25 protein-coding genes, 2 riboswitches and 1 other annotated feature are annotated in these 26,697 nt (G+C 35.4%); of the genes, 18 read left to right on the top strand and 7 right to left on the bottom strand.

Annotated features, from left to right (window positions below; translation table 11 throughout):
- Window positions 1-20 precede the first annotated feature (20 nt).
- A complete protein-coding gene (locus ACTSKG_RS16660; RefSeq protein WP_464755664.1) occupies window positions 21-1,475 on the bottom strand; it encodes a phospholipase D family protein in 1,455 nt (484 codons plus the stop codon).
- A 289-nt stretch (window positions 1,476-1,764) separates the two neighbouring features.
- Between ACTSKG_RS16660 and ACTSKG_RS16665 the strand changes: the two genes are divergently transcribed.
- From ACTSKG_RS16665 to ACTSKG_RS16680, 4 genes are all read left to right on the top strand, one after another.
- Window positions 1,765-2,742 (top strand): ring-cleaving dioxygenase, encoded by a 978-nt coding sequence (locus tag ACTSKG_RS16665; RefSeq protein ID WP_464755665.1) that lies wholly within the window; start codon window positions 1,765-1,767, stop codon window positions 2,740-2,742.
- Between the two features lie 253 nt (window positions 2,743-2,995).
- Entirely contained in the window at window positions 2,996-3,958 is a 963-nt protein-coding gene (locus tag ACTSKG_RS16670; RefSeq protein ID WP_464755666.1) for an ABC transporter ATP-binding protein, read from the top strand.
- On the top strand, window positions 3,959-4,603 hold the full coding sequence (locus tag ACTSKG_RS16675; RefSeq protein WP_464755667.1) for an ABC transporter permease: 645 nt from the start codon (window positions 3,959-3,961) through the stop codon (window positions 4,601-4,603).
- A gap of 7 nt (window positions 4,604-4,610) precedes the next feature.
- The gene (locus ACTSKG_RS16680) at window positions 4,611-5,504 is read left to right on the top strand and encodes a glycine betaine ABC transporter substrate-binding protein (protein WP_464755668.1); all 894 of its coding nucleotides are present in this window, start codon (window positions 4,611-4,613) and stop codon (window positions 5,502-5,504) included.
- 48 nt (window positions 5,505-5,552) lie between these two features.
- Here the strand turns inward: ACTSKG_RS16680 and ACTSKG_RS16685 are convergent, their stop codons facing one another.
- Window positions 5,553-6,041: a QueT transporter family protein gene (locus ACTSKG_RS16685; protein ID WP_464755669.1), complete on the bottom strand. Its 489-nt coding sequence runs from the start codon at window positions 6,039-6,041 to the stop codon at window positions 5,553-5,555.
- 7 nt (window positions 6,042-6,048) lie between these two features.
- Window positions 6,049-6,093, bottom strand: a riboswitch (PreQ1 riboswitch).
- A 109-nt stretch (window positions 6,094-6,202) separates the two neighbouring features.
- On the opposite strand from ACTSKG_RS16685, the gene ACTSKG_RS16690 reads away from it, so the two are divergent.
- The gene (locus ACTSKG_RS16690; RefSeq protein ID WP_464755670.1) at window positions 6,203-7,417 is read left to right on the top strand and encodes an MBL fold metallo-hydrolase; all 1,215 of its coding nucleotides are present in this window, start codon (window positions 6,203-6,205) and stop codon (window positions 7,415-7,417) included.
- Window positions 7,404-7,652: a DUF3006 domain-containing protein gene (locus tag ACTSKG_RS16695; RefSeq protein ID WP_464755671.1), complete on the top strand. Its 249-nt coding sequence runs from the start codon at window positions 7,404-7,406 to the stop codon at window positions 7,650-7,652. Before ACTSKG_RS16690 ends, ACTSKG_RS16695 begins: the two co-directional genes overlap by 14 nt.
- Window positions 7,653-7,801: 149 nt before the next feature.
- Here ACTSKG_RS16695 and ACTSKG_RS16700 read toward each other — a convergent pair whose 3' ends face one another.
- Window positions 7,802-8,956, bottom strand: coding sequence for a polysaccharide deacetylase (locus tag ACTSKG_RS16700; RefSeq protein ID WP_464755672.1), 1,155 nt, complete (start codon window positions 8,954-8,956; stop codon window positions 7,802-7,804).
- Window positions 8,957-9,253: 297 nt separating this feature from the next.
- On the opposite strand from ACTSKG_RS16700, the gene ACTSKG_RS16705 reads away from it, so the two are divergent.
- The 3 genes from ACTSKG_RS16705 (at window position 9,254) to ACTSKG_RS16715 (ending at window position 11,019) form a co-directional block, all read left to right on the top strand.
- Window positions 9,254-9,517 (top strand): CD3324 family protein, encoded by a 264-nt coding sequence (locus tag ACTSKG_RS16705; RefSeq protein WP_464755673.1) that lies wholly within the window; start codon window positions 9,254-9,256, stop codon window positions 9,515-9,517.
- 148 nt (window positions 9,518-9,665) lie between these two features.
- Window positions 9,666-10,307 carry a FusB/FusC family EF-G-binding protein gene (locus ACTSKG_RS16710; protein ID WP_464755674.1) on the top strand — a complete coding sequence of 214 codons (642 nt, stop codon included), beginning with the start codon at window positions 9,666-9,668 and terminating at the stop codon, window positions 10,305-10,307.
- Between the two features lie 91 nt (window positions 10,308-10,398).
- Window positions 10,399-11,019 (top strand): NUDIX hydrolase, encoded by a 621-nt coding sequence (locus ACTSKG_RS16715; RefSeq protein ID WP_464755675.1) that lies wholly within the window; start codon window positions 10,399-10,401, stop codon window positions 11,017-11,019.
- 183 nt (window positions 11,020-11,202) lie between these two features.
- Here ACTSKG_RS16715 and ACTSKG_RS16720 read toward each other — a convergent pair whose 3' ends face one another.
- Entirely contained in the window at window positions 11,203-11,763 is a 561-nt protein-coding gene (locus ACTSKG_RS16720; protein WP_464755676.1) for a 3D domain-containing protein, read from the bottom strand.
- 307 nt (window positions 11,764-12,070) lie between these two features.
- Here ACTSKG_RS16720 and ACTSKG_RS16725 point away from each other — a divergent pair, with 307 nt between their 5' ends.
- The 6 genes from ACTSKG_RS16725 to ACTSKG_RS16750 all read left to right on the top strand — a co-directional run bounded on the left by ACTSKG_RS16725 (window position 12,071) and on the right by ACTSKG_RS16750 (window position 17,746).
- Window positions 12,071-13,102, top strand: coding sequence for a S66 family peptidase (locus ACTSKG_RS16725; protein WP_464755677.1), 1,032 nt, complete (start codon window positions 12,071-12,073; stop codon window positions 13,100-13,102).
- Between the two features lie 3 nt (window positions 13,103-13,105).
- A complete protein-coding gene (locus tag ACTSKG_RS16730) occupies window positions 13,106-14,194 on the top strand; it encodes an NAD(P)/FAD-dependent oxidoreductase (RefSeq protein WP_464755678.1) in 1,089 nt (362 codons plus the stop codon).
- Between the two features lie 26 nt (window positions 14,195-14,220).
- Window positions 14,221-15,129 (top strand): methyl-accepting chemotaxis protein, encoded by a 909-nt coding sequence (locus ACTSKG_RS16735; protein ID WP_464755679.1) that lies wholly within the window; start codon window positions 14,221-14,223, stop codon window positions 15,127-15,129.
- A 111-nt stretch (window positions 15,130-15,240) separates the two neighbouring features.
- Window positions 15,241-15,534, top strand: a complete 294-nt coding sequence (locus ACTSKG_RS16740) for a hypothetical protein (protein ID WP_464755680.1) — start codon at window positions 15,241-15,243, stop codon at window positions 15,532-15,534.
- An 88-nt stretch (window positions 15,535-15,622) separates the two neighbouring features.
- Window positions 15,623-15,724, top strand: a riboswitch (purine riboswitch).
- Window positions 15,725-15,872: 148 nt separating this feature from the next.
- Window positions 15,873-16,460: a xanthine phosphoribosyltransferase gene (locus ACTSKG_RS16745; RefSeq protein ID WP_464755681.1), complete on the top strand. Its 588-nt coding sequence runs from the start codon at window positions 15,873-15,875 to the stop codon at window positions 16,458-16,460.
- The gene (locus tag ACTSKG_RS16750; protein WP_464755682.1) at window positions 16,457-17,746 is read left to right on the top strand and encodes a nucleobase:cation symporter-2 family protein; all 1,290 of its coding nucleotides are present in this window, start codon (window positions 16,457-16,459) and stop codon (window positions 17,744-17,746) included. Before ACTSKG_RS16745 ends, ACTSKG_RS16750 begins: the two co-directional genes overlap by 4 nt.
- Window positions 17,747-17,964: 218 nt before the next feature.
- On the opposite strand, the gene ACTSKG_RS16755 is transcribed toward ACTSKG_RS16750, so the two are convergent.
- Together ACTSKG_RS16755 and ACTSKG_RS16760 are read right to left on the bottom strand one after the other, a co-directional pair.
- Window positions 17,965-18,921 (bottom strand): NAD(P)-dependent alcohol dehydrogenase, encoded by a 957-nt coding sequence (locus tag ACTSKG_RS16755; RefSeq protein ID WP_464755683.1) that lies wholly within the window; start codon window positions 18,919-18,921, stop codon window positions 17,965-17,967.
- A 281-nt stretch (window positions 18,922-19,202) separates the two neighbouring features.
- On the bottom strand, window positions 19,203-19,757 hold the full coding sequence (locus tag ACTSKG_RS16760) for a hypothetical protein (protein WP_464755684.1): 555 nt from the start codon (window positions 19,755-19,757) through the stop codon (window positions 19,203-19,205).
- Between the two features lie 213 nt (window positions 19,758-19,970).
- On the opposite strand from ACTSKG_RS16760, the gene ACTSKG_RS16765 reads away from it, so the two are divergent.
- Both ACTSKG_RS16765 and ACTSKG_RS16770 read left to right on the top strand, forming a co-directional pair.
- Window positions 19,971-21,248 carry an MDR family MFS transporter gene (locus tag ACTSKG_RS16765; RefSeq protein ID WP_464755685.1) on the top strand — a complete coding sequence of 426 codons (1,278 nt, stop codon included), beginning with the start codon at window positions 19,971-19,973 and terminating at the stop codon, window positions 21,246-21,248.
- Between the two features lie 432 nt (window positions 21,249-21,680).
- Window positions 21,681-22,658, top strand: a complete 978-nt coding sequence (locus ACTSKG_RS16770) for a GNAT family N-acetyltransferase (RefSeq protein WP_464755686.1) — start codon at window positions 21,681-21,683, stop codon at window positions 22,656-22,658.
- Window positions 22,659-22,850: 192 nt separating this feature from the next.
- Here ACTSKG_RS16770 and ACTSKG_RS16775 read toward each other — a convergent pair whose 3' ends face one another.
- Window positions 22,851-24,215 (bottom strand): aspartate kinase, encoded by a 1,365-nt coding sequence (locus ACTSKG_RS16775; protein ID WP_464755687.1) that lies wholly within the window; start codon window positions 24,213-24,215, stop codon window positions 22,851-22,853.
- Between the two features lie 499 nt (window positions 24,216-24,714).
- Window positions 24,715-24,940, top strand: a binding site (T-box leader).
- 73 nt (window positions 24,941-25,013) lie between these two features.
- Here ACTSKG_RS16775 and serA point away from each other — a divergent pair.
- Entirely contained in the window at window positions 25,014-26,600 is a 1,587-nt protein-coding gene (gene serA / locus ACTSKG_RS16780; protein WP_464755688.1) for a phosphoglycerate dehydrogenase, read from the top strand.
- Window positions 26,601-26,697 lie beyond the last annotated feature (97 nt).

Raw genomic sequence — 26,697 nt, forward strand, 5'->3', positions numbered from 1 at the left:
TTTTTTAGAGGAATACATTATTAATAAGTAGTTACTTTAAAGAATTGCTGAAGCGCATAAATCCAGCGTTGCCACCATGTAGAGCTATCTTGAAACTTGTCCAAATCCAAAGTATACATCGCGTCTACATTGTTCCAAAGTCGTTCAAAATAATTCTCCATTTCAACTACTAGTTTACTATTATTTGGTGCAATTACTCGTAGATTATTTTCTAAATTATAATTATCTAATGTTCGTTCTGTATAATTTGCCGAGCCGTTTGAAATAATTGTATGCTTCTCTGTTTGAATCCATATAGCTTTCGTATGATACTGTCCCGTAACGGTATTGTACCATCGAACATGAACCTTTCCTTTCGTATCCTCCACCAACTTCTGAACAACGGGTCGATTCGGTATTCCTGACTTTTCTTGCCCAAATGAGTTTTTATTTGGATCAAGAATGAGATTTACCTCTACTCCGCGGTTTGCCGCGTCAATTAGTGCGTTAACTACATCTGGCTCCGCGACAAAGAACATGCCAAGCCAAATCTTATCTCCTTTTTTTGTCACTGCCAAATCTTCTAGCAAAGCATCTAAGATTTTTTTCTCCGTCAAGTATTGAACTTCATATTGTCCTCTTTCTTTATTTACCTTCACACGAGGAAGCTTCGGACCTCCAGAAAATAAAGAAACTGCTTCTTCGGATTTTAGAATATCATTCAATATGGAGCCTGTTACTTTCAAAGCAATATTTCCATGGTATCCGCTTGCATCATGAGGATTGGAAGACGTAACTAGCGCTTCCTTTTCCGTTACTACTGCTTTTCGATGGTTTGCTTTCACGTTGAGTAGAGCTAAGTAAGAAGAAATAGTCATTTTCGGTGCGTCACTTGCCATTGCATTATCAATCCAACCTTTTCCTCCAAAATCAAACCACTGAAAAAACAATCGGTATATACCTGAATAAATAGGTGTCGAATCACGCAATGGATCTAGATCGGTATATACTATTTCTACTCCAGCTTCACGCATTTTCTTAAACCACTTATTTTCATATGACCCATACCCACGGTTTATTGGGTCTGTAATAAATATTATCGGCATATCAGGGTTCATTTTCTTTTTCTTTGCTAATGCTATAGAAAGCGTATCTGCAATATTTGGAAAATTTTTATCTCCGTCATAGTACCCATCAAACAAGAAAAAATCGACCACGACAAATTCATCTGCTTTCTCAATCATATTATATACTTCATCAAAAATATGATTTTCATGAACCATACCTGTTCCTTTTCTATCCTGTGCATATGTTAAATCAGTAATAAATTCTACTATATCTGTTTTATGTATTTCCCCTGCAAATGCTACGCCATCCGGAAGAGGCTTATATGTGTTCCATAAAATTACTGCAATATAGATAAGTGCAAACACACCAATAGCACCCATAGTAATGCGCTTTCGCTTACTCCATGGTTTAGGATTCTTTGTAGCCATATGTAGTTCCCCCTAAAAACTTGTTTATTATTGCTATTCCCGGACTTTATCGATTGCAAACAGAACTAATTGGAAAGCAACAATTACGGAAAGTTGTGCTGGTTGCAAAAAGCGAAAAATTATCGTATACGAACAGAAATAGATGTGTAATATAATATTAAGCGAAACTGTCCCAATGGCTAATATGCGATTGGGACAGTTTTTGTTCCATTGACTATTTTTTTTATTCATGTTAAAATTACTTTGAATTAAAGATATTTGAATTAGAGATAAAAAGGAGGAATAATTTATGAATCAGTTAAAAGGTATGCACCATGTAACAGCGATTACAAGTAGTGCAGAAAAGAATTATAAATTTTTCACATATATTTTAGGGATGCGTTTAGTAAAGAAAACAGTGAATCAAGATGATATCCAGACCTATCATTTATTCTTTGCAGATGATATAGGTGGGGCAGGTACAGATATGACGTTCTTCGACTTCCCAGGAATTACAAAAGGTACACATGGAACGAATGAAATTTATAAAACAGCTTTCCGCGTTCCAAGTGATGCAGCATTAGATTATTGGTTGAAACGTTTTGATCGGCTAGAAGTCAAACACAGTGGTATTCAAGAACAATTTGGAACAAAGGTACTTTCATTTGTCGATTTTGACGACCAACAATATCAATTAATTTCAGATGAAAATAATGAGGGCGTTGCAACAGGAACACCATGGCAAAAAGGACCGATTCCTTTAGAGTATGCTATTACTGGACTAGGTCCTATTCATATCCGAATTGCAGAATTTGATTATTTAAAAGAAGTAATGGAAAAGGTTTTGTTATTTAAAGAGATAGCGCAAGAAGGTTCTTTCCATTTGTTTGAGGTAGGTGACGGTGGAAATGGTGCACAAGTAATCGTAGAGAAGAATGTCATTCTTCCTCCTGGTCGACAAGGATTCGGAACTGTTCACCATGCAGCATTTCGTGTGGAAGACCGTGCTGTTTTAGACGAGTGGACAAAACGTATGGAGAGCTTCGGATTCCAAACTTCTGGTTATGTGGATCGCCATTTCTTCGAGTCACTATATGCGAGAGTGGCTCCAGGACTCCTGTTTGAATTTGCAACAGATGGTCCAGGTTTTATGGGAGATGAACCATATGAAACATTGGGAGAAAAGTTATCATTACCTCCGTTTTTAGAACCAAAGCGTGCACAAATTGAAAGTCTAGTTCGACCGATTGATACAGTAAGAAGCTCAATCGAATTTGTGAAAGAATAAATAATAAACAAGCCCACTTCTGCAAAGGAAGTGGGCTTGTTCTATTTTAAGATGTGAATAAATGGGTGGATTATTCTCTCTACTTTAATAGTATGAAAAAGTTGTAGAAATGACAGGGAATAACGCATAAAAGTTTATCAATATCTATATTAATTAGAATCTAGTTTTTTCTTTCTTCACAGATGATTCAATATAACCATTTAGGGTATAAGAATTAATAGGTGAATACACTAAAGTGAGGAGGAAATTTTAGTTGATACGTTTTGATAAAATCTCCAAAGTATTTAACGATGGAACTGAGGCGTTGAAAGATGTTTCTTTAACAATTCCAGCCGAACAATTAGTAGTAATTATTGGCCCAAGTGGTTGTGGGAAAACTACTTTAATGAAGATGATTAATCGTTTGGAAATTCCAACCTCTGGTGAAGTGTATGTGGATGGTGGAGCAGTATCTTCCATAAATCCGGTAGAGCTCCGAAAAACAATAGGGTATGTCATTCAACGGATAGGTTTATTTCCGCATATGACGATTGAAAAAAATGCATCCCTTGTACCAAAATTAAAGGGATGGCCAAAAGAAAAAACCTCTGAACGAATTCGTGAACTTATGTGGATGGTTGGGCTTGAACCGAAGCAGTTTTTAGGTAAATACCCACTTGAGCTAAGTGGGGGACAACAGCAACGTATTGGAGTGGTGAGGGCTTTAGCTGGAAATCCTGATATTATTTTAATGGATGAACCGTTTAGTGCTCTTGATCCAATTAGTCGAGAACAATTACAAGTGGAAACGAAAAACTTACAGGAAAAGATAAAGAAAACAATTGTTTTTGTCACGCATGATATGGATGAAGCATTAAAAATAGCAGATACAATTATAGTTATGAAAAGTGGAAGAATAGAACAAATAGGTTCCCCAACTGAATTAATAGAAAATCCAATTAATGATTTCGTGAAAAATTTTATAGGAATAGAACGCATTAATCGAAAACGATCAGTTGGGAAACGTGAAATTCAGGAATTTATCTATTTCTTTGAACAAGAAAAACAAAGCCCGTGTATAGAAGTGGATGAAAGTCTCCTACTAGAAGAAGCAATTGCTTTATTAGAAGAAGGTGGGGAAAATTGTTTACTTGTAAAAAAGAACAATGAAAAGTTAGGATATGTGAACCAATCTGTCCTTTTACGCGTATTGCTTGCAAAAGAAGAGGTGGTTTAAGTGCAGAAATTTATCGAAACAATTCAAAATAGATCCGATTTAATTCAAGAAGCATTTATTCAACATATTTTCCTGTCATTTATCGCTCTTGCTGTAGGTATAGTCATTTCTCTTCCCTTAGGTATTTTTGTTGCAAGGTATCGAAAGTTCGCAGAGTTAGTGATAGGAATCACTGCTATTTTTCAAACAATTCCTAGTTTAGCGTTATTCGGTTTTTTAGTGCCGTTAATCGGGATAGGAACAAAAACTGCATTAATTGCATTGATTATTTACGCACTTTTACCAATTTTACGCAATACATACACCGGGATTACAAGTATAGATGGATCGATTATTGAAGCAGGGAAAGGAATGGGAATGACAAAAAGCCAATTACTCTGGCAAATTGAGTTTCCTCTTGCTTTACCTTTTATAATGGCTGGTATACGAACAGCCACTGTTTTAACGGTTGGGATTGCTACGCTGGCGACATTTGTTGGGGCAGGGGGCTTAGGTGATGTTATTTACCGTGGTTTGCAGTCTTATAATAACTCACTCGTTTTAGCAGGAGCATTACCTGTTGCTTTATTAGCTATTTTATTTGATTTTGCTTTGAAATTAATAGAGAAAAAGTCCACACCAAAAGGATTAAATACTGGAGGATGATTGAGAAATGAAAAAGACGTTTTTAGCGATTGGGATTGCAACAACTGTTTTATTAGGGGCTTGTTCTAACTCAAATGAGGCACTTGTTATAAGTGGAAAGCCTTGGACTGAACAATATATATTACCTCAAGTTTTAGGACAATATATTGAAGCAAAGACAGACTATAAAGTGAAATATAAAGAGGGGCTAGGGGAAGTGGCTATCATGACTCCCGCTCTTAATAAAGGGGATATAGACTTGTATGTCGAGTATACAGGAACCGGATTAAAGGACGTTCTGAAAGAGAATTCAGAGGTTGGAGAAAGTTCGGAAAGTGTATTAGAGCGAGTGAAAAAAGGATACGAAGATAAGTTTGAAGCGACTTGGCTTAGTCCACTAGGTTTTGAAAATACGTATACTTTAGCTTATACGAAAGATAAAAACTACGATGCAAAAACATATTCTGACTTAGTTGAAATCTCCAGAACAGGAAATATGGTATTTGGAGCACCGCATGCATTTTATGAACGTCAAGGAGATGGATATGATGACTTTATAAACTCGTATCCCTTTACATTCACAAAAACGGAAAGTCTCGATCCAAATGTAATGTATGAAGCATTAAAGAACGGAGATGTAGATCTAATACCTGCATTTACAACAGACGGTCGAATTGAACGTTTTGAATTACAGACAACTGAAGATGATTTAGGATTTTTTCCAAAGTATGACGCTGCTCCTGTTGTTCGATTAGAAGCATTAAAAAAGTTTCCAAAGCTTGAAAATGTATTGAATGAACTTGCAGGTAAAATATCAGAAGAAGATATGTTAAAAATGAATGCCCGCGTAGATATTGATGGGGATAAACCGGAAGATGTTGCACATGACTTTTTAGTGGAAAAAGGACTGATAAAAAAATAATAAAAAAAGCACCTGATTCTAATTCAAATAGAATCGGGTGCAAATTATTTAAATCAATGATTTAAAGTTTAATCGTTTATTCAAAGCAGTCATAAGAGGAATACCGACTACTAATACTGCAAATTCACCTGCTGCAACAGTTAACCATGTGTAAAGGAAAGGTGCGTCTGTGCCAAATGCAAGGTTTAATTCGAATGCAATGATAAACGTCATAAACGTAAAGATTAACGTATTAAATACCATATGTGGAACGTGCCCTTTAATAAACTTCGATGCAAAAATAGTGATAGATAAAGAAATGACCGAATGTGCTACCCCAAAAATAAGGTCATATGCCGCCATTGGGGAGAAAATATTTGTTACGAATACACCTAGTGCAATACCGAAAAAGAACTTTTTATTGAAAACGACAAGGTGGTTAAACATTTCGGAAATACGAAATTGTACTGCTGTAAATCCAAAGGGTGCTACTAGTAACGATACAGCAACATATAAAGCAGCAATAATCCCGCTTATTGCGATTGTTTTTATCTTCATTATTCATTTCTCCTTAGTTTTTTTACGTGGGAGGTTCTCGAACCACGTTATTTGTAATGCCAATTGATAATTATATGACATTAGTAGTCAATTTGTCAAAAAAATAATTTGGAAAACTACTATGTTAAAATAGGGATTAGTCTTTAAAAGGAAGGTTTTACATGAAATATATTTTATTGATTATTAGTGCATGCATGATCTTTATGAAGGTTGGATGTACGATGGATACAAAAACGCAAAATTTAAAAACTACAATGGGTAATACAGTAAATAAAGTGAATATAGGGAATGAAATGATTGTCCATTTTATCGACGTAGGTCAAGGGGATTCTATTTTTATTCAATCGCCGGAAGGTAAAAGTATGCTTATTGATGCAGGTAAGAAGGAAGCTGGTAAAGAAGTTGTTGCTTATTTGCGTAAGCAAGGAGTAGAGAAGTTGGACTATGTTGTGGCAACTCATCCAGATGCGGATCATATTGGTGGGCTTATTACAGTATTAAATTCTATTTCAATTAATAACTTCGTGGACTCAGGGAAAGTACATACTTCACAGACGTATGAGAAAATGCTACAACTTATTTTAGATAAAAAAATTCCCTATATCGTTCCAAGTAGAGGAGACACTATTTCTTTAGATTCAAATATCGATATAACAGTATTAAACGCAGGTGAAGATTCCAAAGATAATAATGAAGCATCTATCGTGTTGAAGGTGCAGTATGGAGAGGTTTCATTTTTATTTACAGGAGATGCAGATATTAACGTGGAAAGAAGGATGTTAAAAGAGTTTGACTTGAGGTCTACAGTTTTGAAAGCAGGCCATCATGGATCAGAAACACGTAGCTCAGACGCTTTTATTCGTTCTGTAAGTCCAAAAGTGACAATATTGAGCTATGGAAAAGATAACTCCTATGGACATCCAAATGCCGAAGTAGTAACTCGTCTAAAAAATGTTAAATCGCAAGTTTACTCCACTGCAGAAGTAGGGAACATTGTTATTAAAACAGATGGTGAGGATTATTCTGTTTCAACTGAAGAACAAACGAGAAAAATTGAAACAACTTCAACTACAGTTAAATCAGGAGTAGTTATTTCAAGTAAAGACTTGCGTGAAGAGATTATAGGTATTACGAACACAGGTAATACTACAGTGAATTTGACTGAGTGGCAGCTAGTTTCTGTCATTGGCAATCAGGTATTCAAGTTTCCCAATATCAATCTAGCTTCAGGGAAAACTATTTTTGTTACAAGTGGTCCGAATGCTCGAGAAGGTAATGAATACGTTAAATGGACGAATGGACAAATTTGGAGAAATGACGGAGATGCAGCGAAATTAATAAACGACAAAGGGGAAATCATAAGTGAAGTCGAATAAATACACACTAGATCGATTCGAAGGTGGATTTGCGGTATTCTTAAAGTATCCATCTGAAACAGAAAGCTTACTTGTGCCTTGTTCTGAGATGCATGATTCCTTGGATGAAGGAGATATTGTGTCCATCTCTACCTTGAATGGAACGTATACAATCGAACTTCTAGAAAACGAAACGATAAACCAGAGAGATAAAGTTCAATCCTTATTAGAACAATTAAAGAACAACAAAAAATAGAAGCTTTGCAAATAAAAATTCACAGTTTTCAAAACAAACGTGACTAACATGAATGTTACAAAATTCATGTTAGTCACGTTTATTGTGTTTTTCACGTTATTCACGTTAGTTTTGGTGCCTGGCACCCGTAATAATTTTGTAATAATTGGTTAGAGTGATGTGTCGCGTAGGAAGTTTTTGACGATGTGATGCTCAGGTTCGTATGTTTTGAGTGTATAACCTTCTTTTTGTAGCCATTCGATTATTTGTGGTAAGGCTTTTGTTGTTTGGCTTCGATCGTGAAGAAGCACAATGATATCACGATCCCCTGATTTGTAGGATTTTTCTATTCCTGCTTTTACGTTTTTGACTATTTGATCGGCTTCTTTGTCGGTGTATTTCCAGTCTTTTGAATCGACGTCCCAATCCCATAGTTTGTAGCCTTTTTTTATTAGTTCGGATTGCATAGTTACCGTCAGATCTGGTTTGCTGCCATATGGTACACGGACGAGTTTTGCTTCTTTATCCGTCATTTGTTTAATAAGCTTTGCTCCTTCGTTCATTTCATCGATGAAGGATTTGGACGACTTGTAAACTTTCGCTTTGTCATGAGTCATGCTGTGTGTTCCAATATAGTGTCCATCTTTTACAACAGCATCGATAATAGGTTTGTTCTTTTTCATATTATTTCCTACAAAAAAGAAAGTTGCATGGACGTTATATTTTTTTAATATGGAGTTATTTATCCCTGTAAATCTATTTGGACCATCGTCGAACGTTAAGTAAATATTAGCTTTCGATTTTCCTTCAGTTTTTGTTGGTAGAGTTGATGTTTGTTTATTAAAGAAATTATTTAATAAAATTTCAAAGTCTTCATGTGACATATGTCCATAGTCATCTCTGTATATTCGTTGTGTTTTCTGTTTCTGAAAGTCATGTACTTTATAACCCATTTCTGTTGCGATATAGTGAACACTAATGAAAAGCTTTCCATTTACTTTAACAATCGGGAACCAATCAAGTGGTGCTCCATTTTTAGATATTATTTTCGAGTTTTCATTAAAACTAATTTCTATCCCGTTTTTCCGGATATAGGTGACGCTTTTTTCTTGTTCAATTGGAATGTCTAAATATGCAGCAATTTCTTCAAGTGGAACTTTTGTATCTTCATTAATAAATTTGATGTCACTAAAATCTAGTATTTGATCGCTGAGTCCTACGTGATAAGTTGCAGAGGTTGATGCTTGACCAGTGGCTGTACAATGAATGAAAGAGAGAAAAATAGCTACGCAAATTATTAAAATATTTTTAATGACACTAACCACCCGTATTTTTTTTAGATTCTCACCCTAGTATTATATGTATTTTGTATTCATCGTATACTTATATTAAAATATATATTTGAATAGAATGATCTTCGGTTGTTCGAAGAATATAAGAAAAGGAGGTGTGTTTAATGGCAAATAGATGTAAATTGCCAGAGAGTGCAACGTCTCATGCAAAGCCTATTTTTGGAAAGGCGATACTTTGTGTGAGGAGCTATTTGATTCAATAATAATCGCCATTCATCATATTGGCTTTGCACCTTATTTCAAGTTTAAAAAGAATAAGGAGCGAGCAAAATGACATATGTTAAAGCAAATTCTGTTTTACCTAAAGAACTTATCTTAGAGATTCAGAAGTATATTCAAGGTGAAACTATTTATATTCCTAAACTAGGAGAAAGTTATAAACAGTGGGGAGCGCTTTCTGGAGAAAGAAAACGTATTGACGATAGAAATGTATTACTGAAGAAAGCTTATAAAAATGGTGTTCCCATGAATCAACTTGCTAAGGAATATTTTCTATCGGTGGAAACTATTAAAAAGATTATCTATACAAAGTAGAATTTGAGCTGGTAACCTTCTTTGAGGTTATCAGTTTTTTTATGTCGAAAACAATTCATAACCATCTTTTCCGTTTATAAAAAAACGCATATCCGCTACAATGGATGAGAAAAGATTTTGTTAAAAAATGTGAATAGGAGAGATGACTATGAATCCTTTCATTAGAAGTGATCAATATAACTTTATTAAAAATCAAACGCAAATATTGATTAATGGGCATCTGACAGTTAATGATCAAGGTGTATTAAATGCGCTAAAATCGCTTGCATTAGAAAAAGTTTTGGCTATTTTTGAAGAACTTAATGAAGAACAAAAGGACTTACTCCAAACTATTGTGGAAGTAAAAGAAAAGGTAGAAGCAGAAGTTTTTTTAGAGCAAATAAAACAATTTGTAATACCTTTTAAAGAAATAAAAGAACAAACCATTAAAAAAATATTCCCAAAAGCAAAGAAGTTAAAAATACCTTCATTAGAAGAAATGGACTTTAAAGAAATAAGTTATTTAGGATGGATCGACAAAGGTTCTAACAAAAAATTTCTTATCATGGAACATAACAGTAAGTTAGTTGGAATTTCTGGAGGCTTCCATAATTCCAATAAAAAAGGTATTTGTGCACTATGTAATCGCTTCGAGGAGATTGGGATGTTTACTTCTTCCATAAAAGGAGCAACTCAGGACGCTTTTATAAGTAGGGGGAATTATATTTGTCAAGATAGCCAGAAATGCAATCAAAATCTAAATTCATTAGATAAACTTAATGAATTTGTTAACCTTATAGTTGGACGCTAAATTGTACCAAAAACCAAAACAAACGTGAATGTTTAAACATTCACGTTTGTTTTGGTGCCAGGCACTTGTAATATTAGAGGGAGGAATTACCATGGAGAGTGAAATGCTTAAAATATTTGATGGGGATAGAAAGGAGATAGGCGTGGCTACACGAGAGGAAGTACATAGGTTAGGGTATTGGCATGAAACTTTTCATTGTTGGTTTATTGGTAAAGAAAAAGAAAAAGACTATATTTATTTGCAAATTAGAAGTGACTTGAAAAAAGATTATCCGGGTTTGCTAGATATAACAGCTGCCGGGCATTTGCTTGCTAATGAGACCGTGCGAGATGGAATTAGAGAAGTAGAAGAAGAACTTGGCATAAGCGTTTCTTTTGAAGAACTAATTTCTCTAGGAATAATAGATTACTCTGTCACTACTGGAAATCTTATTGATAAGGAGCTAGCGAATGTTTTCGTATATGATTACTCTTTAAGTTTTGATGATTTTACCCTTCAGGAAGAAGAGGTATCCGGAATTGTTCGAGTGGAGTTTAAACAATTTGAGTCGTTTTGGCTAGGAGGATTAGAAGAAATACAAGTAGAAGGATTCGAAATAACAGCAGCGGGAACTAGAATTTCTGTTAAAAAAATGGTCACAAGGAATAATTTTGTACCACATGAAAAATCGTATTATGAAGCTATTATCCATGGAATCTCTGGATTCATGTGATAATAGCTTTTCTATTTATCTATTTTACGTAATTCTACAAATTACTACTTTATTCGATAAATTTATGTTGATTAGTTCAAATGGAATGGGTGTTTTTTGAGGAATTCTTATTATTTTCACTTTCTTTGTACTATCTCTATCTAAAAAAACCAACTTTCATAATAGAAAGTTGGTTAACATTAGTTATTCTAGTATTTTAATTTTCACGTTTTTACGTCCCCATTTGTAGGCTTCGCTTGTGGAAGAGAAAAATACATCAATTTTGTTACCTTTAATTCCTCCACCGGTATCGCCAGCGATTGCGTAACCATAACCTTCTACATATACTTTCGTTCCAAGTTTGATAACATCTGGATCTACTGCAATTACTTTAATATCTGGATTTTTTCTTAAGTTAATACCAGTAGTAGTGACACCTGAGCAACCATTGCAGTTCCCAGTAAATGCACTTGCAGAAACGATGAATTCCTTCACTACCTTATCCTCAGAATCCGAGCGAGAAGGATTTTTGGCTTTTGCCGCTTTTACAGGGGCAATTATTAGTTTTTGGTTTGGTTGAATATTATCTGATTTCAATTTGTTCCAAGCTTTTAAGTTGGCAATAGACACTTTTTGCGATTTTGCAATTTTAAATAAGGTGTCTCCTTTTTGTACAGTGTACGTTGAAGATGCGGCTAAACTTGCATTTGCTCCGCTAACCAATAATGCAATTATGATGATGAGTGTTCCAAGAATTTTCTTCAAATACTCTGCTCCTTGCTATTTAGTCTAAGTTCATATTAGCAGAATTTTATTACAGGAATATTACGGTAATTTACCAATAGCATTACAGAATAGAAAGTTCCTTTTACAATGGGTAAGGAAAATGTATGCTCTGTTAATAACTTATATGCTAAAAAGTCTAAATTAAAATTCTACTGCTTTATTTATGCAGTTAAGAATTCTATTTGGATGCTTATTATGATTAATAGAAATTATCTTAGCATTTTTGAAAAATAGACATACTATATGAATTGTTTGAATTATAATGATATTTAAAGGAGTGTTTATCATGCTAAAAAAACCTAAAATGCTTCAAGCTGGAGATAAAGTAGCTACCATTAGTTTGTCATGGGGTGGAGCAGGCGAACCTAATTTGAAGTGGAGATATGAGCAAGGGGTAGAAAGGTTAGAAAAGGTGTTTCAATTAGAAGTTGTGCCAATGCCGAATAGTTTAATGGGTGGAGATTATTTATACGAAAACCCAAAGGCACGTGCAGAAGACTTAATGAACGCATTTAAAGATCCAACGATAAAGGGGATAGTTTCGAATATTGGTGGTAGCGAAAGCATCCGACTATTACCATATATTGATTTTGATGTTATTCGAGATAATCCAAAAGTATTTATAGGTTATTCGGATTCTACAGTGACGCATTTATTTTGCCACAAAGCAGGAATATCTTCATTTTATGGTCCGTCTGTACTAATGGATTTTGCGGAAAATGTGGAAATGCACGAGTACACAGTGGAAGGCTTGAAAAAAACTTTATTCTCAAATGATGTAATAGGAGAAATAAAACCGGCATCTGAATGGACTAGTGAACGATTAGAATGGATTATTGAGAACAAGCATACAAAAAGACGGATGAATCCAAATAGAGGTTATGAATTGCTGCAAGGTTCTGGTGTCGTACAAGGCAGATTAATCGGCGGATGTATAGAAGTATTAGAGTTTGCAAAAGGAACTGCACTTTGGCCAGAACCATCTAATTGGGAAAATAGTATTTTATTTTTTGAAACATCAGAGGATATGCCAGAACCAACCCTTATTGAGTATTGGCTTCGAAATTATGGTTCGCTAGGAATTTTACAGAATGCAAAAGGGATAGTTTTTGGAAAGCCTCAAAATGAAAAATACTATGAGGAATACAAGGAATCCATTTTAAGAATTATGAAAGAACTTGACTTGAATGAGTTACCGGTACTTTATAATTTGAACTTCGGACATACCGAGCCAAAATTTGTTCTTCCATACGGAGCGCTAGCAGAAATTGATTGCGAAAATTGTACATTTTCTATTTTAGAAAGTGGAGTTGAGTAATTGATGCCTTCTTATATAGTAATAGGCGGTGGTATTTTGGGTGCTTCCACCGCCTATCATCTTGCAAAAGAAAACGTGCAAGTAACACTCGTGGATCGAAAGGATTTAGGACAGGCAACTGATGCAGCAGCAGGAATAATTTGTCCTTGGATTTCACAAAGAAGAAATAAAAAATGGTACGAGCTAGTAAAAAATGGTGCGAAATATTACAGTCAGCTTATAGAGGAACTCGATGCATTAGGGGAAACATCGACTGGTTATAAACAAGTAGGGGCAATTGCGCTTCATAAAGATGAGAAAAAGTTACAGAAAATGTTAGAACGTGCGTTAGAAAAACGAACCGATGCCCCAGAAATAGGAGAATTGAAAATATTGACTCCAGATGAGACTAGAAAGATTTTTCCATTAATTTCAGAAGATTTTTCTTCTCTTTTCATTGAAGGAGCAGCTCGTGTGGATGGACGAGCCATGAGAGATGCTTTAATTGGAGGGGCAAAAAAATTAGGTGCAGAAATAATTTACGGGGATGCGGAAATTTCTGATGGGGTTTTATTAATAGACGGAAAGCCTTTTAATGCTGAGGTAATTATTTTAACGGCAGGTGCTTGGGGAAATGAACTACCGCATAAAATCGGAGTAGATATGAAAGTAAGTTTCCAAAAGGCACAGATTATGCATTATAAAATAAATAATCAGGATACAGGAGACTGGCCTGTAGTTCTACCTCCAAACAATCAGTATTTGCTCACATTTGATAATGGGAAAGTGGTAGCTGGTTCCACGTATGAAGAAAATACAGGTTATGATTTTCGTGTAACTGAAGCAGGAAAACAGGAATTAATGGAGAAATCTACAAGTATTGCAAAATCATTAGCAAAAGCAGAAATCGAAGAGGTTAGAGTAGGATTCAGACCATATACACCAGAATTTCTACCTACTATAGGGAAAGTAACTGGTTATGAGTCAATTTATTTTGCAAATGGCTTAGGGGCTTCGGGATTAACTGCTGGACCATTTGTAGGAGCAGAGCTAGCTAGATTAGTATTAGGACGCAAAACTGTGCTTGATTTATCTGATTATGCACCGAATTGATTTGATAAGAGGATGGGGGAAACGGGATGAATTATTCTCAAGTGGAAGAAGTAAATGATATGACTGTGGTGGAAGCCTTAGAAAAAAACTTAGCTATTATTCGTTTTGACTTAAATCGACGAGTTGCTTACGTAAATGATAACTTTGCAAATGAACTTGGCTATCCAAAGGAAAAAGTGATGGGGATGAACCATCGAGATTTTTGTTTTCCAAAGTATGCGAATAGCACTGAATATGAACAATTTTGGAAAGATTTATTTGCAGGAAAAACCCTTCACACTAAAGTAGAACGTAAAGATTCAAAAGGAAATAGTGTTATGCTTGAAGCAACTTATATGCCTATTTTTGGAGAGCGGGGCAATGTTCTAGGCGTGACAAAGGTTGCCACAAACGTAACCGAACAACATCAAACAATTATGGTTGTCACAAATGAATTAAATGAAATGTCAGAGGGACTTAAAAACCGTTCAGAAGCTGGTATGACACGTAGTCAAGAGCTTTTGGAAACAATCGATGAAATTGCAAAAGGAGCTAAAGAAAGTACATCTACTTTGATGAGTTTACAAGTGCAAGCAGATTCTATTCGAGGTATTGTTCAAACAATTAGAGAAATTGCTGCTCAGACAAACTTATTGGCATTAAATGCAGCAATAGAAGCCGCACGCGCAGGGGAACATGGGCGTGGATTTAATGTCGTTGCACAAGAGGTACGCAAACTAGCTGCAAGAGTAGAAGCATCCATTGTAGAGGTACGCGAAAATATTGAAGGTATAGCAAAAGAAGTAAATAAAGTAACGCAAAGCAATGGGAAATCTCAACAAAGCATCGAAAAAAGCCAAGATGAAATTCGAATTGCCTTAGAAGAGTTTAAAGAAATTGCCAAAGCATCTGAAAAACTAGAAGCGCAAACAGCACATTTCGTCAAACTAATATGACAAGTATGTTACTAGTGCCTGGCACCAGTAACACCTTTGTAATAATTGGAGGATGGTTCTGAATATTTTCACCGAAAAATGTTACACTGTATAGTGGTATTGGAGGGGAAAATGTTGAGTGGTCATTCGATTGTTTATGTCGAAGTAAAGCGGGAAATTGATTTTTATTATCAAATGAAGAGTATTGAAATGCAATTTGTGCTTCATTTAAATATAGAAGGAATTGCTTCGGAGCGAGATCAATTTAAGCTTGAGCATGTTCATGATGTGTCGCATAAACCTTTTTCTTTTGGCGGAGGTATTTTGTATTTACATACAAATCAAGGCGTTTTTCCATACAATATCCAAGAAGATCCTAGCTACTTTATCCTTGCCTTTAAGGCTTTAAAAGCAACTAATAAATAATTTTAAGTTAAAAATTGCGTAGAATTTTATGAATCATCGAACATTAATCTAGATTATTGTAATTGACCTTTATCGTGCTATAATGAGAAATATTCAAATAGCACTTACTCGTATAATCGCAGGAATATGGCCTGCAAGTTTCTACCGGCTTACCGTAAATGGGCTGACTATGAGTGGCAATACGATAATAGAGGTATGGCATTTTTGTCATATATTCTTTTATTTCTGTTCGAATTTTCAGCTCGAATGGCATTGTTCCACTCCTAAAATGGATGGAAACAATGCCTTCGAGCTTTTTTGTGTTCTGTCAAATTAAACTTGAAGGGGATTCTGTAAAAATGAAATTATTAAAAGAAAAAATCGTAAAACATGGTAAAGTTCTATCCGAAAATGTATTAAAAGTAGATACATTCTTAAACCACCAATTAGATCCAATATTGATGCAAGCGATTGGGGAAGAATTTGCTAGTCGTTATAAAGATGCTGGTATAACTAAAGTAGTAACAATCGAATCTTCTGGTATTGCTCCTTCTATGTTTGCAGCATTAACTCTTGGAGTCTCAGTTGTTTTTGCTAGAAAACGCAAATCTTTAACGTTATCTGATAATTTATATACATCAAAGGTACATTCTTTTACAAAAAATGAAACAAATGATATTTCTATTTCGAAAGACTTCATTACAAGTGATGATGTAGTTTTAATCATTGACGACTTCCTGGCGAATGGACAAGCGGTGCTTGGGTTGCTTGATATTGTAGAGCAAGCTAATGCAACAACTGCCGGCGTTGGAATTGTAATTGAAAAAGGATTCCAAAAAGGTGGAGCTCTTGTTCGTGATCTTGGAGTACGGGTAGATTCACTTGCGAATATTAAATCGTTAGCAAATGGTAAAGTGGAATTTTTTGAGGAGGATTTCACTAGATGAACAATACGTTGAAAAATACAACACTTGGTATCCAACATCTCCTTGCCATGTATGCGGGGGCAGTAATGATTCCATTAATAGTTGGTGGATCATTAAATCTCCCTTCCGATCAATTGACCTATTTAGTTGCTATTGACATTTTAATGTGCGGAATTGCTACCATTTTGCAAGTAGTGAGTAATCGATTTTTTGGAATAGGACTACCTGTTGTATTAGGTTGTACATTTACAGCGGTTGGCCCAATGATTGGTATAGGTAAAGAATATGGCATTTCTTCAATTTATGGAGCTATCATTGTTTCTGGTATTTTTGTTATTGTTATCAGTGGGGTTTTTGGACAACTCGTAAAATTCTTTCCTCCAGTTGTTACTGGTTCCGTTGTAACTATTATTGGAGTTACACTTATCCCTGTGGCTATTACGAACATGGGTGGAGGACAAGGAGCAAAAGATTTTGGGTCGACTTCCAATATTCTTTTAGCATTTGGTACTTTACTTTTTATCGTGTTACTTTATCGCTTTTCGACAGGATTTATTAAAGCTGTTTCTATTTTACTTGGATTAGTTGCTGGAACGATTGTTTCGATAGTAATTGGAAAAGTAGATTTCACAGCTTTTAAGGAGGCTAGTCTTTTCCATATGGTGCATCCTTTTTATTTTGGAACACCTACATTTGACTGGTCACCAATTATTACGATGATTTTAGTGGCAATGGTATCGTTAGTTGAATCGACAGGTGTTTATTTTGCTCTTGGAGATATCGTAGATAAAAAAATATCAAAAAAAGAATTGTCAAAGGGGTATCGTGCTGAAGGTATTGCTGTATTACTTGGTGGTATTTTTAATTCATTCCCATATACAACTTTTTCTCAAAACGTTGGACTTTTGCAGATGTCAGGTGTTAAATCCAAAAACGTTATTTATATTACAGGTGGTATGCTAATAGCACTTGGGTTCATTCCTAAAATTGCGGCAATAACAACCATTATACCAGTGTCCGTTCTTGGCGGAGCAATGCTTGCTATGTTTGGAATGGTCGTATCACAAGGCATTAAAATGCTTGGCAAAGTAGTTACGGAAAGTCAAGATAATGCAATGATTATAGCTTGTTCTGTTGGTATGGGGCTTGGAGTATCGGTAGTACCTAACTTATTTGAATCTCTTCCCTCTGGCATTCAAATTTTAACAAGTAACGGGATTGTTGCAGGAAGTATGACAGCGATAGTTTTGAATATATTATTTAATATGCTTCCTTCTAAGAAAGTAAATCAGCTTAAAACTGAATAATTTTTTCCTTGAAATATACTGAAATGTCGCCTCCTTTTTCTATGTATTTAGATAAAGGAGGCGACATTTTTTTTATGTGAAAAAGAGTATTTAAGAAACAGTTTATGTTCAACTAAAGCCTCTGTCCGTTGAATAAGGAATCTTTACTAACCGCCCCTATAGTTAAACTAAATTCAATAAAAATAGCTTTAATCCTTTAAGGAGCAACGCATGTTTAATTAAGATTTAATTTGAAGGACTACCTTACCTTTTGTTCGTCCGCTTTCTACATGCCTATGGGCCTCTACGATTTGATCAAAAGGATAACACTTCTCTATAACTGGTTTTACTTTCTCTTCCTCTATTAGGCCACGCAAGAATTCTAAATCCATGTTATTAGGCTTTGCTAGATGCAGTTTAGCTTTCTTTCGACCGATCAAGGAGCCTACCAATAACTGAACTGGGTGATAGATAGGATAGAGGGGATTTTCTGTTATATAGACACCATTCGCGGTTAGTGAACCTAAACAACCAAAAAAGGTCCGTTTACTTACAGCATCCAGTACGATATCGTACTTTTGTCCGTTTTTCGTGAAGTCTTCCTTCGTATAATCGATTACGTAATGTGCTCCGAGATCTTTCACCCAATGCAGATTCGATGTGCTACAAACTGCGGTTACCTCAGCCCCGTAGTAATTGGCAAGCTGAATTGCAAAGTGCCCGACACCGCCCGAAGCTCCGTAGATCAAAACCTTTTGCCCCGATTTTATCTTTGCTACGTCCCGCAATGCTTGAAGAGCTGTTTGAGCAGCACATGGCACGGCTGCAGCTTGTTCAAAGGTTATGTTTTTTGGCAAATGACTCAGTCCACTCTGTGGAGGGCAGACATATTCTGCGTGGGATCCGAAGCAGCTTCCGAAGACATAGTCGCCAACATTAAATCTGTGTACATTTTTACCGACCGCTTCAACGATACCCGAAACGTCAATCCCCAATATGGATGATTTTGGTTTTTTAAGACCATTTTCTAATCTAGTAGGCAAATAACCCTTCCGATATAGACAGTCAAATTGATTGACCGAAGCGTTATGCACTCTGATCAGTACCCGATCGTCATTCTTTATAGATGGTAGTTCAACTTCATTTATCCTAAGGACCTCCGGGGATCCATACGAATTGTAAACGGCTGCTTTCATTTCACTACCTCCAAGGTTCTGCGTTATGCATGCCCACTATTATGCAAAACTTTTACTGAAGCAATGTTGTCTCCAGTCATTTCAAAAGTTTCTTCTTTATTAAAATCGTTATCTAGCTTAAAAATGTATTCAAGCATAATTATTTCTCCACCTTTATTTTTTACGTTCCAGTTTATGCTGTTAAACTAACACTTAGAACTAACCGCTAAAGTTGAATAAGAAAAAGGATTTATCCTACTTAAAGTATCTGTTAGTTGAAAACAAAGTCATTGTTCGATTGCTCATTGTCTCAATATATCTGACAAGCCGTTGTCATTTCCGTATCGGAATCTCCCTATTTTCCCTTCTTCTTTTGTAGAGAAGAGGACTTCACTTTCTACATTTGCAGTTTTTTCTTCACTACCATTTTTTTGATAACCTACCTTTGCAATGAAGGTATAACGATTTAGAATTTTCTCGCTTTGCTTGATCGAGACTTCTTTAAAACTTAACTTATATCCTTTAAAATCAGCAAAACTTTGATATAAAGAACCGAATGCCCTCATAAAGAAATCTAGTTCGCTCTCTGTGAAATAACCTCCATATACCTCTTCTATATACTTAGATAATTCCTTATTTTCTTCAATTCCATTTTTGATAATCTTGTATTTAGGATTCCACAATAAGTCCATAAACTTCTCGTCTGGTCCAGTAAATTGAAGCTCTAGAACTTCTCGAATTACTGTCCTATTTGGGTCATCTAGTTCATCTAGGGAGCAACTAGAAATTAAATAACCTGATATTAACATAATTAAAGTCAAGAAAACAATAAGTGTTTTGTTCTTTCGCTTATACATTACAAAACCCCCCTTTGTAATTAATACGGTTTACAATCAAAGAAGATTCAAAACTTTGTTTTAATGAAATGGTCTCGCTTGTAAGTAATTTGGTCACGAACAGACATCTTTTGTTAATGTTTTATTCTGATAGGAGAAAATTTTTAAATTATTCTGTTTCGAAATCCGAATCATTATGGTAGGATTGTATAATCTATAAGATGTGAGGAACAAATGATGAGGATAAAAGATTGGGATCGAAGTTTAAAAGTAAGATTATTTGGAGAATTTTTTAGTAATTTAAGTTTTTGGATGGTATTTCCGTTTCTTGCGATTTATTTTGCTAAAGAATTTGGAACGAGTATGACGGGAATATTACTTGTAATCTCGCAAATATTTGGTGTTGCGGCAAATTTGATAGGAGGGTACTGTGCGGATCGTTTTGGTAGAAGAACGATGCTATTCTTTTCTGCTATTTCACAGGGCATTATGTTTATCATATTTGCATTTGCTAATTCACCATGGTTGAACTCACCGGTGATTAGTTTCGTAGCATTTGCACTTGCCGGAGTAGCGGGCTCATTTTATCATCCAGCAAGCCAAGCTATTGTAGCGGATGTAGTACCGGAACATCAAAGAAGTACAGTTTTTTCTGTGTTTTATACATCTGTGAATATTACTGTCGTAGTAGGGCCGATTATTGGAGCGGTTCTATTCTTTCAATATCGTTTTCCACTACTCCTAATAGGTGGCATTATTTCTTGTATAGTTGGGCTTGCCCTTCGATTTTTGACAGAAGAAACATTGCCGAAAGAAATGAAAGAGCAGATGGCAAATGATGGTGGTAATTGGGTGAAAGTAGTAGTCAAGCAATTGCGAACTTACGGATTAATTGTAAAAGATAAAGTGTTTTTCTTATTTGTTGTTGCAGGCATTTTACTCGGACAAACGTATATGCAATTAGATATGTTAATACCCGTTTATATGAAAGAGGCAATTGATAAGCAAGTGCTAGGGAATTTATTTGGCCGAGAATGGGCTGTTACAGGGGAAGGTTCCTTTGGTATGCTATTATCAGAGAATGGACTATTAGTTGTTTTATTCACTGTTATTGTAACGAGATGGATGTCGAAGTATCCGGAAAAGTGGGTGTTTTTCTTTTCCTCATTTTTATATATGATTGCGATGTTCGTTTTCCCGATGACAGCAAATTTTTGGGTGTTCCTACTTGCAATGGCAATATTTACACTAGGGGAGTTAGCTACGGTTGGGTTACAAGAAAGTTTTGTTTCAAAATTAGCGCCGGATGATATGCGAGGACAATATTTTGCTGCAGCGAGTCTACGTTACACCATCGGAAGAACGATTGCACCGCTTGTTTTTCCACTTGTAACATGGATAGGCTTTAGTTGGACGTTTGTTATTTTGGCTATTTTAGCATTACTTAGTGGGGTTATTTATTTGGTTACGTTTAAGGAATACAATAAAAGACAAAACGAAATACGCATGTGAATTGGACAAGGGGTGCTCTCGAATGAGAACACCCCTTGATTTTTGTATAGGTAAAACATAACTTTTGAATTATAAATTTCATCCCGATCAAGATCGGGGAATAATTTCCATGAAAGACTAGGCTTTCAATGCCGCGGTAAATTGTTCCACTGGTTGCCTTCTAACCTAAGCAACGTAAACCCTACCTTCTTTTACGTCCTTGCGACCCTGTAGTCGCGCCAGTGTGAATAAGTATTATCAAAAACACATAAAGCAGAATGCCAAATTTCTAAAATTTATGTCATACCAAAAATGTTAACAAATTATAGTATCTCATTAAATAAAAAAAATGTCAATTATTTTTTGTATAAACGATCTCATTACACATATACTTCCATATTAATTGAATGATATACTAGTTCAATCAAACTATTAGAAGTGTAGGTGTAATGAATGGAAACCTGGGATATTTACAATGAAAAGCGAGAGAAAACAGGAAGAACTCATGTAAGAGGAGAAGATATGCAAGAAGGTGATTTTCACCAAGTAGTCCATGTATGGATAGTGAATGAAAATGGGGAATTTTTAATCCAACAACGTCAATCATGGAAAAAAGGATGGGCCAATATGTGGGACTGTGCAGCTGCGGGTGCTGCACTTTCAAATGAGACTAGTGAAATGGCTGCAGTGCGAGAGACAAAAGAAGAAATTGGTCTAGATTTGCAAATGGAGCAGGCTGAAATATTATTTACTATTAAATTCTCAAGAGGATTTGATGATCATTATCTTGTAAAGCAAAACGTCCATATTAATGATTTGAGTCTACAATATGAAGAAGTAGCAGATGTAAAATGGGCATCAATGGATGAAATTAGGGCTTTAGTCGAAAGCGGGGAATTTATTCGGTATGATATTCTGGATTCTTTATTCGAGTTAATAAATTCAAAAATTTCATTAAAGAAAGCAACACTTCGTGATACAGAAACATTGTTTGAATTACAAAAGAAGGTATTTAAACCGCTTTATGAAAAATATGAAGATCATGAAACAAGTCCAGTACATCAAACAATTGAGAGGTTTATGGAGCGTTTAAATACCGGTGATTTTTATAAAATAATTTATAACCATATTTTGGTAGGTAGTGTCCATGTATTTCCAATATCCTCAGGAGTTATGCGATTACATATGATAAATATATTAGATGAGTACCAAGGGAAGGGAATAGCTCAGCTAGTTATATCTAGATTAGAAAGCATGTATCCAGAGGTAACTAAATGGGAACTGGACACCATTCTTGAAGAAGAAAGAAACTGTTATCTATATGAGAAAATGGGTTACGTTCAAACAGAAGATAGATGGAAAATAAACGATAAAATGACACTTGTGCACTATGTGAAAGCCGCTAATTTGAATCAGATGAAGCCTTTATGATTCAAGCCTGATTGTACTTAGTTAGACATCTAAAGTTAACAAGATTTTATGGTTAGGATGCCGATTACCGTAAGAGAAGGTAGGGGCACATATGGAACACGAGACTACAGAGAGCTGGAAGTGACTGTCACTTCCAGCTCTCTAAATCTAACGGTAGAGTATAAAACAATTATGAAATGTTTTACTTTATGATTATCTAACTGAAACAGGTGCAAAGAATTCGTTATATAGCTCTTGTAATATCTTATTTTCATTGCTCTTATGAACGCCAAAAGCTAAGCTTACTTCTGAAGATCCCTGGTTAATCATTTCAATATTGGAGCCAGTCCTTGAAATTGCAGTAGCTGCTCGTGCAGCTAAACCAGTATTGTTATTCATTCCTTCGCCAACTACTACAATCATCGAAAAATCATGACGAAAGTGTACGTCTTCCGCATAAAGTTCCTCTCTCACTCGTTTAATAATTCTAATTTCTTTTTCAGCTGTTAGTTGGTGACTTCTTAAAATCACCGAAATATCATCTAAACCAGAAGGTGTATGCTCATACGAGATAAGTTCTTCTTCTAAGATTTGCAGTAATTTTCGACCGAATCCAATTTCTCGGTTCATCAAATATTTACTTACATATAAAATCGAGAAGCCACTATCTGCTGATATTCCAGTAATCGGGTGATGTTTCCCTTTTCTTTCTGCAACAATTTTGGTGCCAGGAGCCAAAGGGTTGTTTGTGTTTTTAATACATACAGGTATGCCTGCTTTATAAACAGGCATCAAGGCTTCGTCATGGAAAACAGAAAATCCTGCATAAGAAAGCTCACGCATCTCTCGATAAGTGATTTCCTCAATTTCCATCGGGTCATTGACAACTTTTGGATTTGCACAAAACACCGAGTCTACATCCGTAAAGTTTTCATAAAGATCTGCATGTACGGATGCAGCTAATATTGATCCAGTAATATCCGAACCACCTCGGTCAAAAGTTCGTAATAATCCTGCGCGTGTAAAACCAAAAAATCCGGGGAATACGACAATTTCATTCATCCCTATTAGATGACTTAAATTTTCATAAGCTTCAGGCAAAGCAAGTGCACGTTCTGGAAGGTCATTTACAACAAGCCCAGCAGTTTTCGGACTAACATATTTAGCAGGTAGCCCAATGCTTGTAAAATATGTAGAGATGAGTTTGGCATTATTATCTTCGCCACTCGCTTTAATATTATCAACAAAGTATTCTACGTCTGACATATCTGTAGAAATGCGTACGCGTAAATCGTTTTCAATCACGTCACATATCGTTTTGTCTAACCTTAGATCTATAGCAATTTCTCTGTATCGATTTAATACTTGCTGAAGTTTTGATTCTATCTCATCTTGATTTAAAGCTGCATTTGCTAATTCTATTAATAAGTCCGTTACTTTTTTGTCCGAACTAAAACGTTTACCAGGTGCAGACACAACGACGAATTTTCTTGTTGGATCTGATTGGACTATTGCAGCCACTTTTTTTATTTGCTCAGCACTTGCTACTGAGGTTCCCCCAAACTTACTCACTTTCATTTCATCATATCCTTATTCAAAGATTTTAGTGTACTTCTAGAGAAAACAAATGATTTTATACAGTGTACAAATTAAAAGACTTAACGTCAATACATTTGGTGAAAAAAATGACTATAATAAAAAAATGTGAACGTTTTACTTATAAAATTAATTAAAGTTCGTAAAATCAACAAAATGCATTAAGTGGAGCTTTACTTATTGGGAATTTTCACCTAAATAACGAATGATAAAATTTTGATTTTTTTTATATGTTTTAAATAGCGTAATATCAAGCTTTATATAAAATGATTAAAAATGATAGCGTTTTCAAGTTTTTTAACTATATTGACAATTTAAAAGAGTGTGAGTATGATGAGTTTAACTTTAATCAGCAAAAGTCCTCCACTTCAAAAAGTGGTCTGAAATGTCGACAATTCATCAGGAGCAAAACCAAGTCTGAATAAAGTAAAAACCTTCGTTGCACAATAATAGACGAGGAATAATTAATCTCAATATAAATTAAACAATATTGATGGAGACAAGCTTTGCATTTTGATTCTAAAGAGAGCTGATGGTTGGTGAAAATCAGTGATTTCAAGTGTAGGGTAGCACTCTTGAATTGGTGAACTGAACAGTTTAGTAGGTTCATTCGATTAATGCGCGTTAAGCATGTTAAGAGGCTGCAATTTTTTGCAGTGAATTTGGGTGGTACCGCGTGAGTTTACTATAAGCTCTTCGCCCCTTACATTTGTAAGGGAGTGAAGGGCTTTTTTGCTTTTAGAAATAAAAAAAATATTTGATCAGAAGGAGAAAATAATTATGGCATACAATATATTAATCAGTGACCCACTAAGCGAGGATGGAATTTACCCATTAAGACAAGCAGAAGGGTTTAATATCGTAATCGATACAAACCTAACTCCAGAACAGCTAGAAGATAAAATTGGTGAATTTGATGCTTTGTTAGTTCGTAGTCAAACACAAGTAACACGTGAGCTTATTGAAAAAGGAACAAACTTAAAAATTATTGGACGAGCTGGAGTTGGGGTAGATAATATCGACCTTCCTGCAGCAACAGAACGAGGTATTATAGTAGTCAATGCTCCAGACGGAAATACAAACTCCGCAGCGGAACATACGATTGCGATGTTAATGTCACTTGCACGTAATATTCCTCAAGCATTCCATGCATTGAAAAATAAAAAATGGGATCGCAAATCATTTATTGGAGTAGAAGTGAAAAATAAAACACTTGGCGTTGTTGGACTTGGGAGAATTGGAGCAGAAGTTGCTGCACGTGCAAAAGGACAACGAATGAATGTGATTGCTTACGATCCATTTTTAACACCTGAGAAAGCAGAAAAAATGGGTGTGCAATTTGGGACGATTGAAGATGTTATTAAAGCAGCAGATTTTATTACAGTGCATACACCATTATTAAAAGAGACACGTCATTTGATCAACAAAGAAGCTTTTGAAAAAATGAAAGATGGTGTTCAAATTGTGAACTGTGCACGGGGTGGCATTATTGATGAAGATGCATTATATGATGCTATTATTTCTGGTAAAGTTGCTGGAGCAGCATTAGATGTTTTTGAAGAAGAACCGTTTTTAGATCATAAGCTACTTACATTACCACAAGTGATTGCTACGCCTCATTTAGGGGCAAGTACTGTAGAAGCACAAGAAATAGTTGCTGTGGATGTTTCCCATGATGTAGTTAGCTTTTTACAAGGCGGTGTTGTAAAAAATCCAGTAAACCTTCCTTCAGTACCAAAAGATGTATTAGTTAAAATTGAGCCTTATTTTAATTTAGTTGAAAAGTTAGGTACATTTTTAAGTGATTTAACAGCTGGAGTTGCGGAAGAAGTAAACATCACGTATTCTGGTGAACTATCAAATATAGATGTTCGACCATTGACACGAAATGCAATAAAAGGTCTCCTGAAAAGTAAGTTGGGAGAGTCAGTAAATGATGTAAATGCAAAATTTCTTGCAGACCGCATCGGCATCATTGTGAATGAATTGAAAACAACGAAATCAAAAGGATTTACAAGTTTAATTACGGTTGAAGTAAAAACAGCAACCGAAACAAGAAAAGTAGCCGGTACATTATTAAATGGACTAGGAGCCCGAATATTACGGGTTGATGATTTCATCGTTGATGTCGTTCCGGAAGGCCATTTACTATTTATTCGGCATAAAGACCAACCAGGGGCGATTGGCCGTGTAGGTACACTTTTAGCAACAAAAGGTGTTAATATCGCAGCGATGCAAGTAGGACGATCTGAAGTAGGTGGAGACGCTATTATGATGATTTCTATTGACAAACATGTTGAAAAAACGGGAATCGAACAATTAAAGGAATTAGCAGATATATCAGATGCAACACCGATAGACTTATAAAGGAAATTGTCTTTACTCAAAAGCACCTACCGACAGCGTATAAGAACCTAAAAGTGTTGCAAGAGCACCTAAAGTGGAGCTATAAGCACCTAAGTGT

The organism is Psychrobacillus syltrankelensis, from assembly GCF_055454035.1.

Coding starts and splice junctions, on each gene's coding strand:
- ACTSKG_RS16765 (WP_464755685.1), top strand. CDS start 19,971: ATGATGAGGATAAAAGATTGGGATCGAAGTTTAAAAGTAAGATTATTT.
- ACTSKG_RS16775 (WP_464755687.1), bottom strand. CDS start 24,215: ATGAAAGTGAGTAAGTTTGGGGGAACCTCAGTAGCAAGTGCTGAGCAA.
- ACTSKG_RS16740 (WP_464755680.1), top strand. CDS start 15,241: ATGTTGAGTGGTCATTCGATTGTTTATGTCGAAGTAAAGCGGGAAATT.
- ACTSKG_RS16715 (WP_464755675.1), top strand. CDS start 10,399: ATGGAGAGTGAAATGCTTAAAATATTTGATGGGGATAGAAAGGAGATA.
- ACTSKG_RS16730 (WP_464755678.1), top strand. CDS start 13,106: ATGCCTTCTTATATAGTAATAGGCGGTGGTATTTTGGGTGCTTCCACC.
- ACTSKG_RS16750 (WP_464755682.1), top strand. CDS start 16,457: ATGAACAATACGTTGAAAAATACAACACTTGGTATCCAACATCTCCTT.
- ACTSKG_RS16735 (WP_464755679.1), top strand. CDS start 14,221: ATGAATTATTCTCAAGTGGAAGAAGTAAATGATATGACTGTGGTGGAA.
- ACTSKG_RS16685 (WP_464755669.1), bottom strand. CDS start 6,041: ATGAAGATAAAAACAATCGCAATAAGCGGGATTATTGCTGCTTTATAT.
- ACTSKG_RS16690 (WP_464755670.1), top strand. CDS start 6,203: ATGAAATATATTTTATTGATTATTAGTGCATGCATGATCTTTATGAAG.
- serA (WP_464755688.1), top strand. CDS start 25,014: ATGGCATACAATATATTAATCAGTGACCCACTAAGCGAGGATGGAATT.
- ACTSKG_RS16660 (WP_464755664.1), bottom strand. CDS start 1,475: ATGGCTACAAAGAATCCTAAACCATGGAGTAAGCGAAAGCGCATTACT.
- ACTSKG_RS16665 (WP_464755665.1), top strand. CDS start 1,765: ATGAATCAGTTAAAAGGTATGCACCATGTAACAGCGATTACAAGTAGT.
- ACTSKG_RS16680 (WP_464755668.1), top strand. CDS start 4,611: ATGAAAAAGACGTTTTTAGCGATTGGGATTGCAACAACTGTTTTATTA.
- ACTSKG_RS16705 (WP_464755673.1), top strand. CDS start 9,254: ATGACATATGTTAAAGCAAATTCTGTTTTACCTAAAGAACTTATCTTA.
- ACTSKG_RS16760 (WP_464755684.1), bottom strand. CDS start 19,757: ATGTATAAGCGAAAGAACAAAACACTTATTGTTTTCTTGACTTTAATT.
- ACTSKG_RS16770 (WP_464755686.1), top strand. CDS start 21,681: ATGGAAACCTGGGATATTTACAATGAAAAGCGAGAGAAAACAGGAAGA.
- ACTSKG_RS16710 (WP_464755674.1), top strand. CDS start 9,666: ATGAATCCTTTCATTAGAAGTGATCAATATAACTTTATTAAAAATCAA.
- ACTSKG_RS16725 (WP_464755677.1), top strand. CDS start 12,071: ATGCTAAAAAAACCTAAAATGCTTCAAGCTGGAGATAAAGTAGCTACC.
- ACTSKG_RS16755 (WP_464755683.1), bottom strand. CDS start 18,921: ATGAAAGCAGCCGTTTACAATTCGTATGGATCCCCGGAGGTCCTTAGG.
- ACTSKG_RS16745 (WP_464755681.1), top strand. CDS start 15,873: ATGAAATTATTAAAAGAAAAAATCGTAAAACATGGTAAAGTTCTATCC.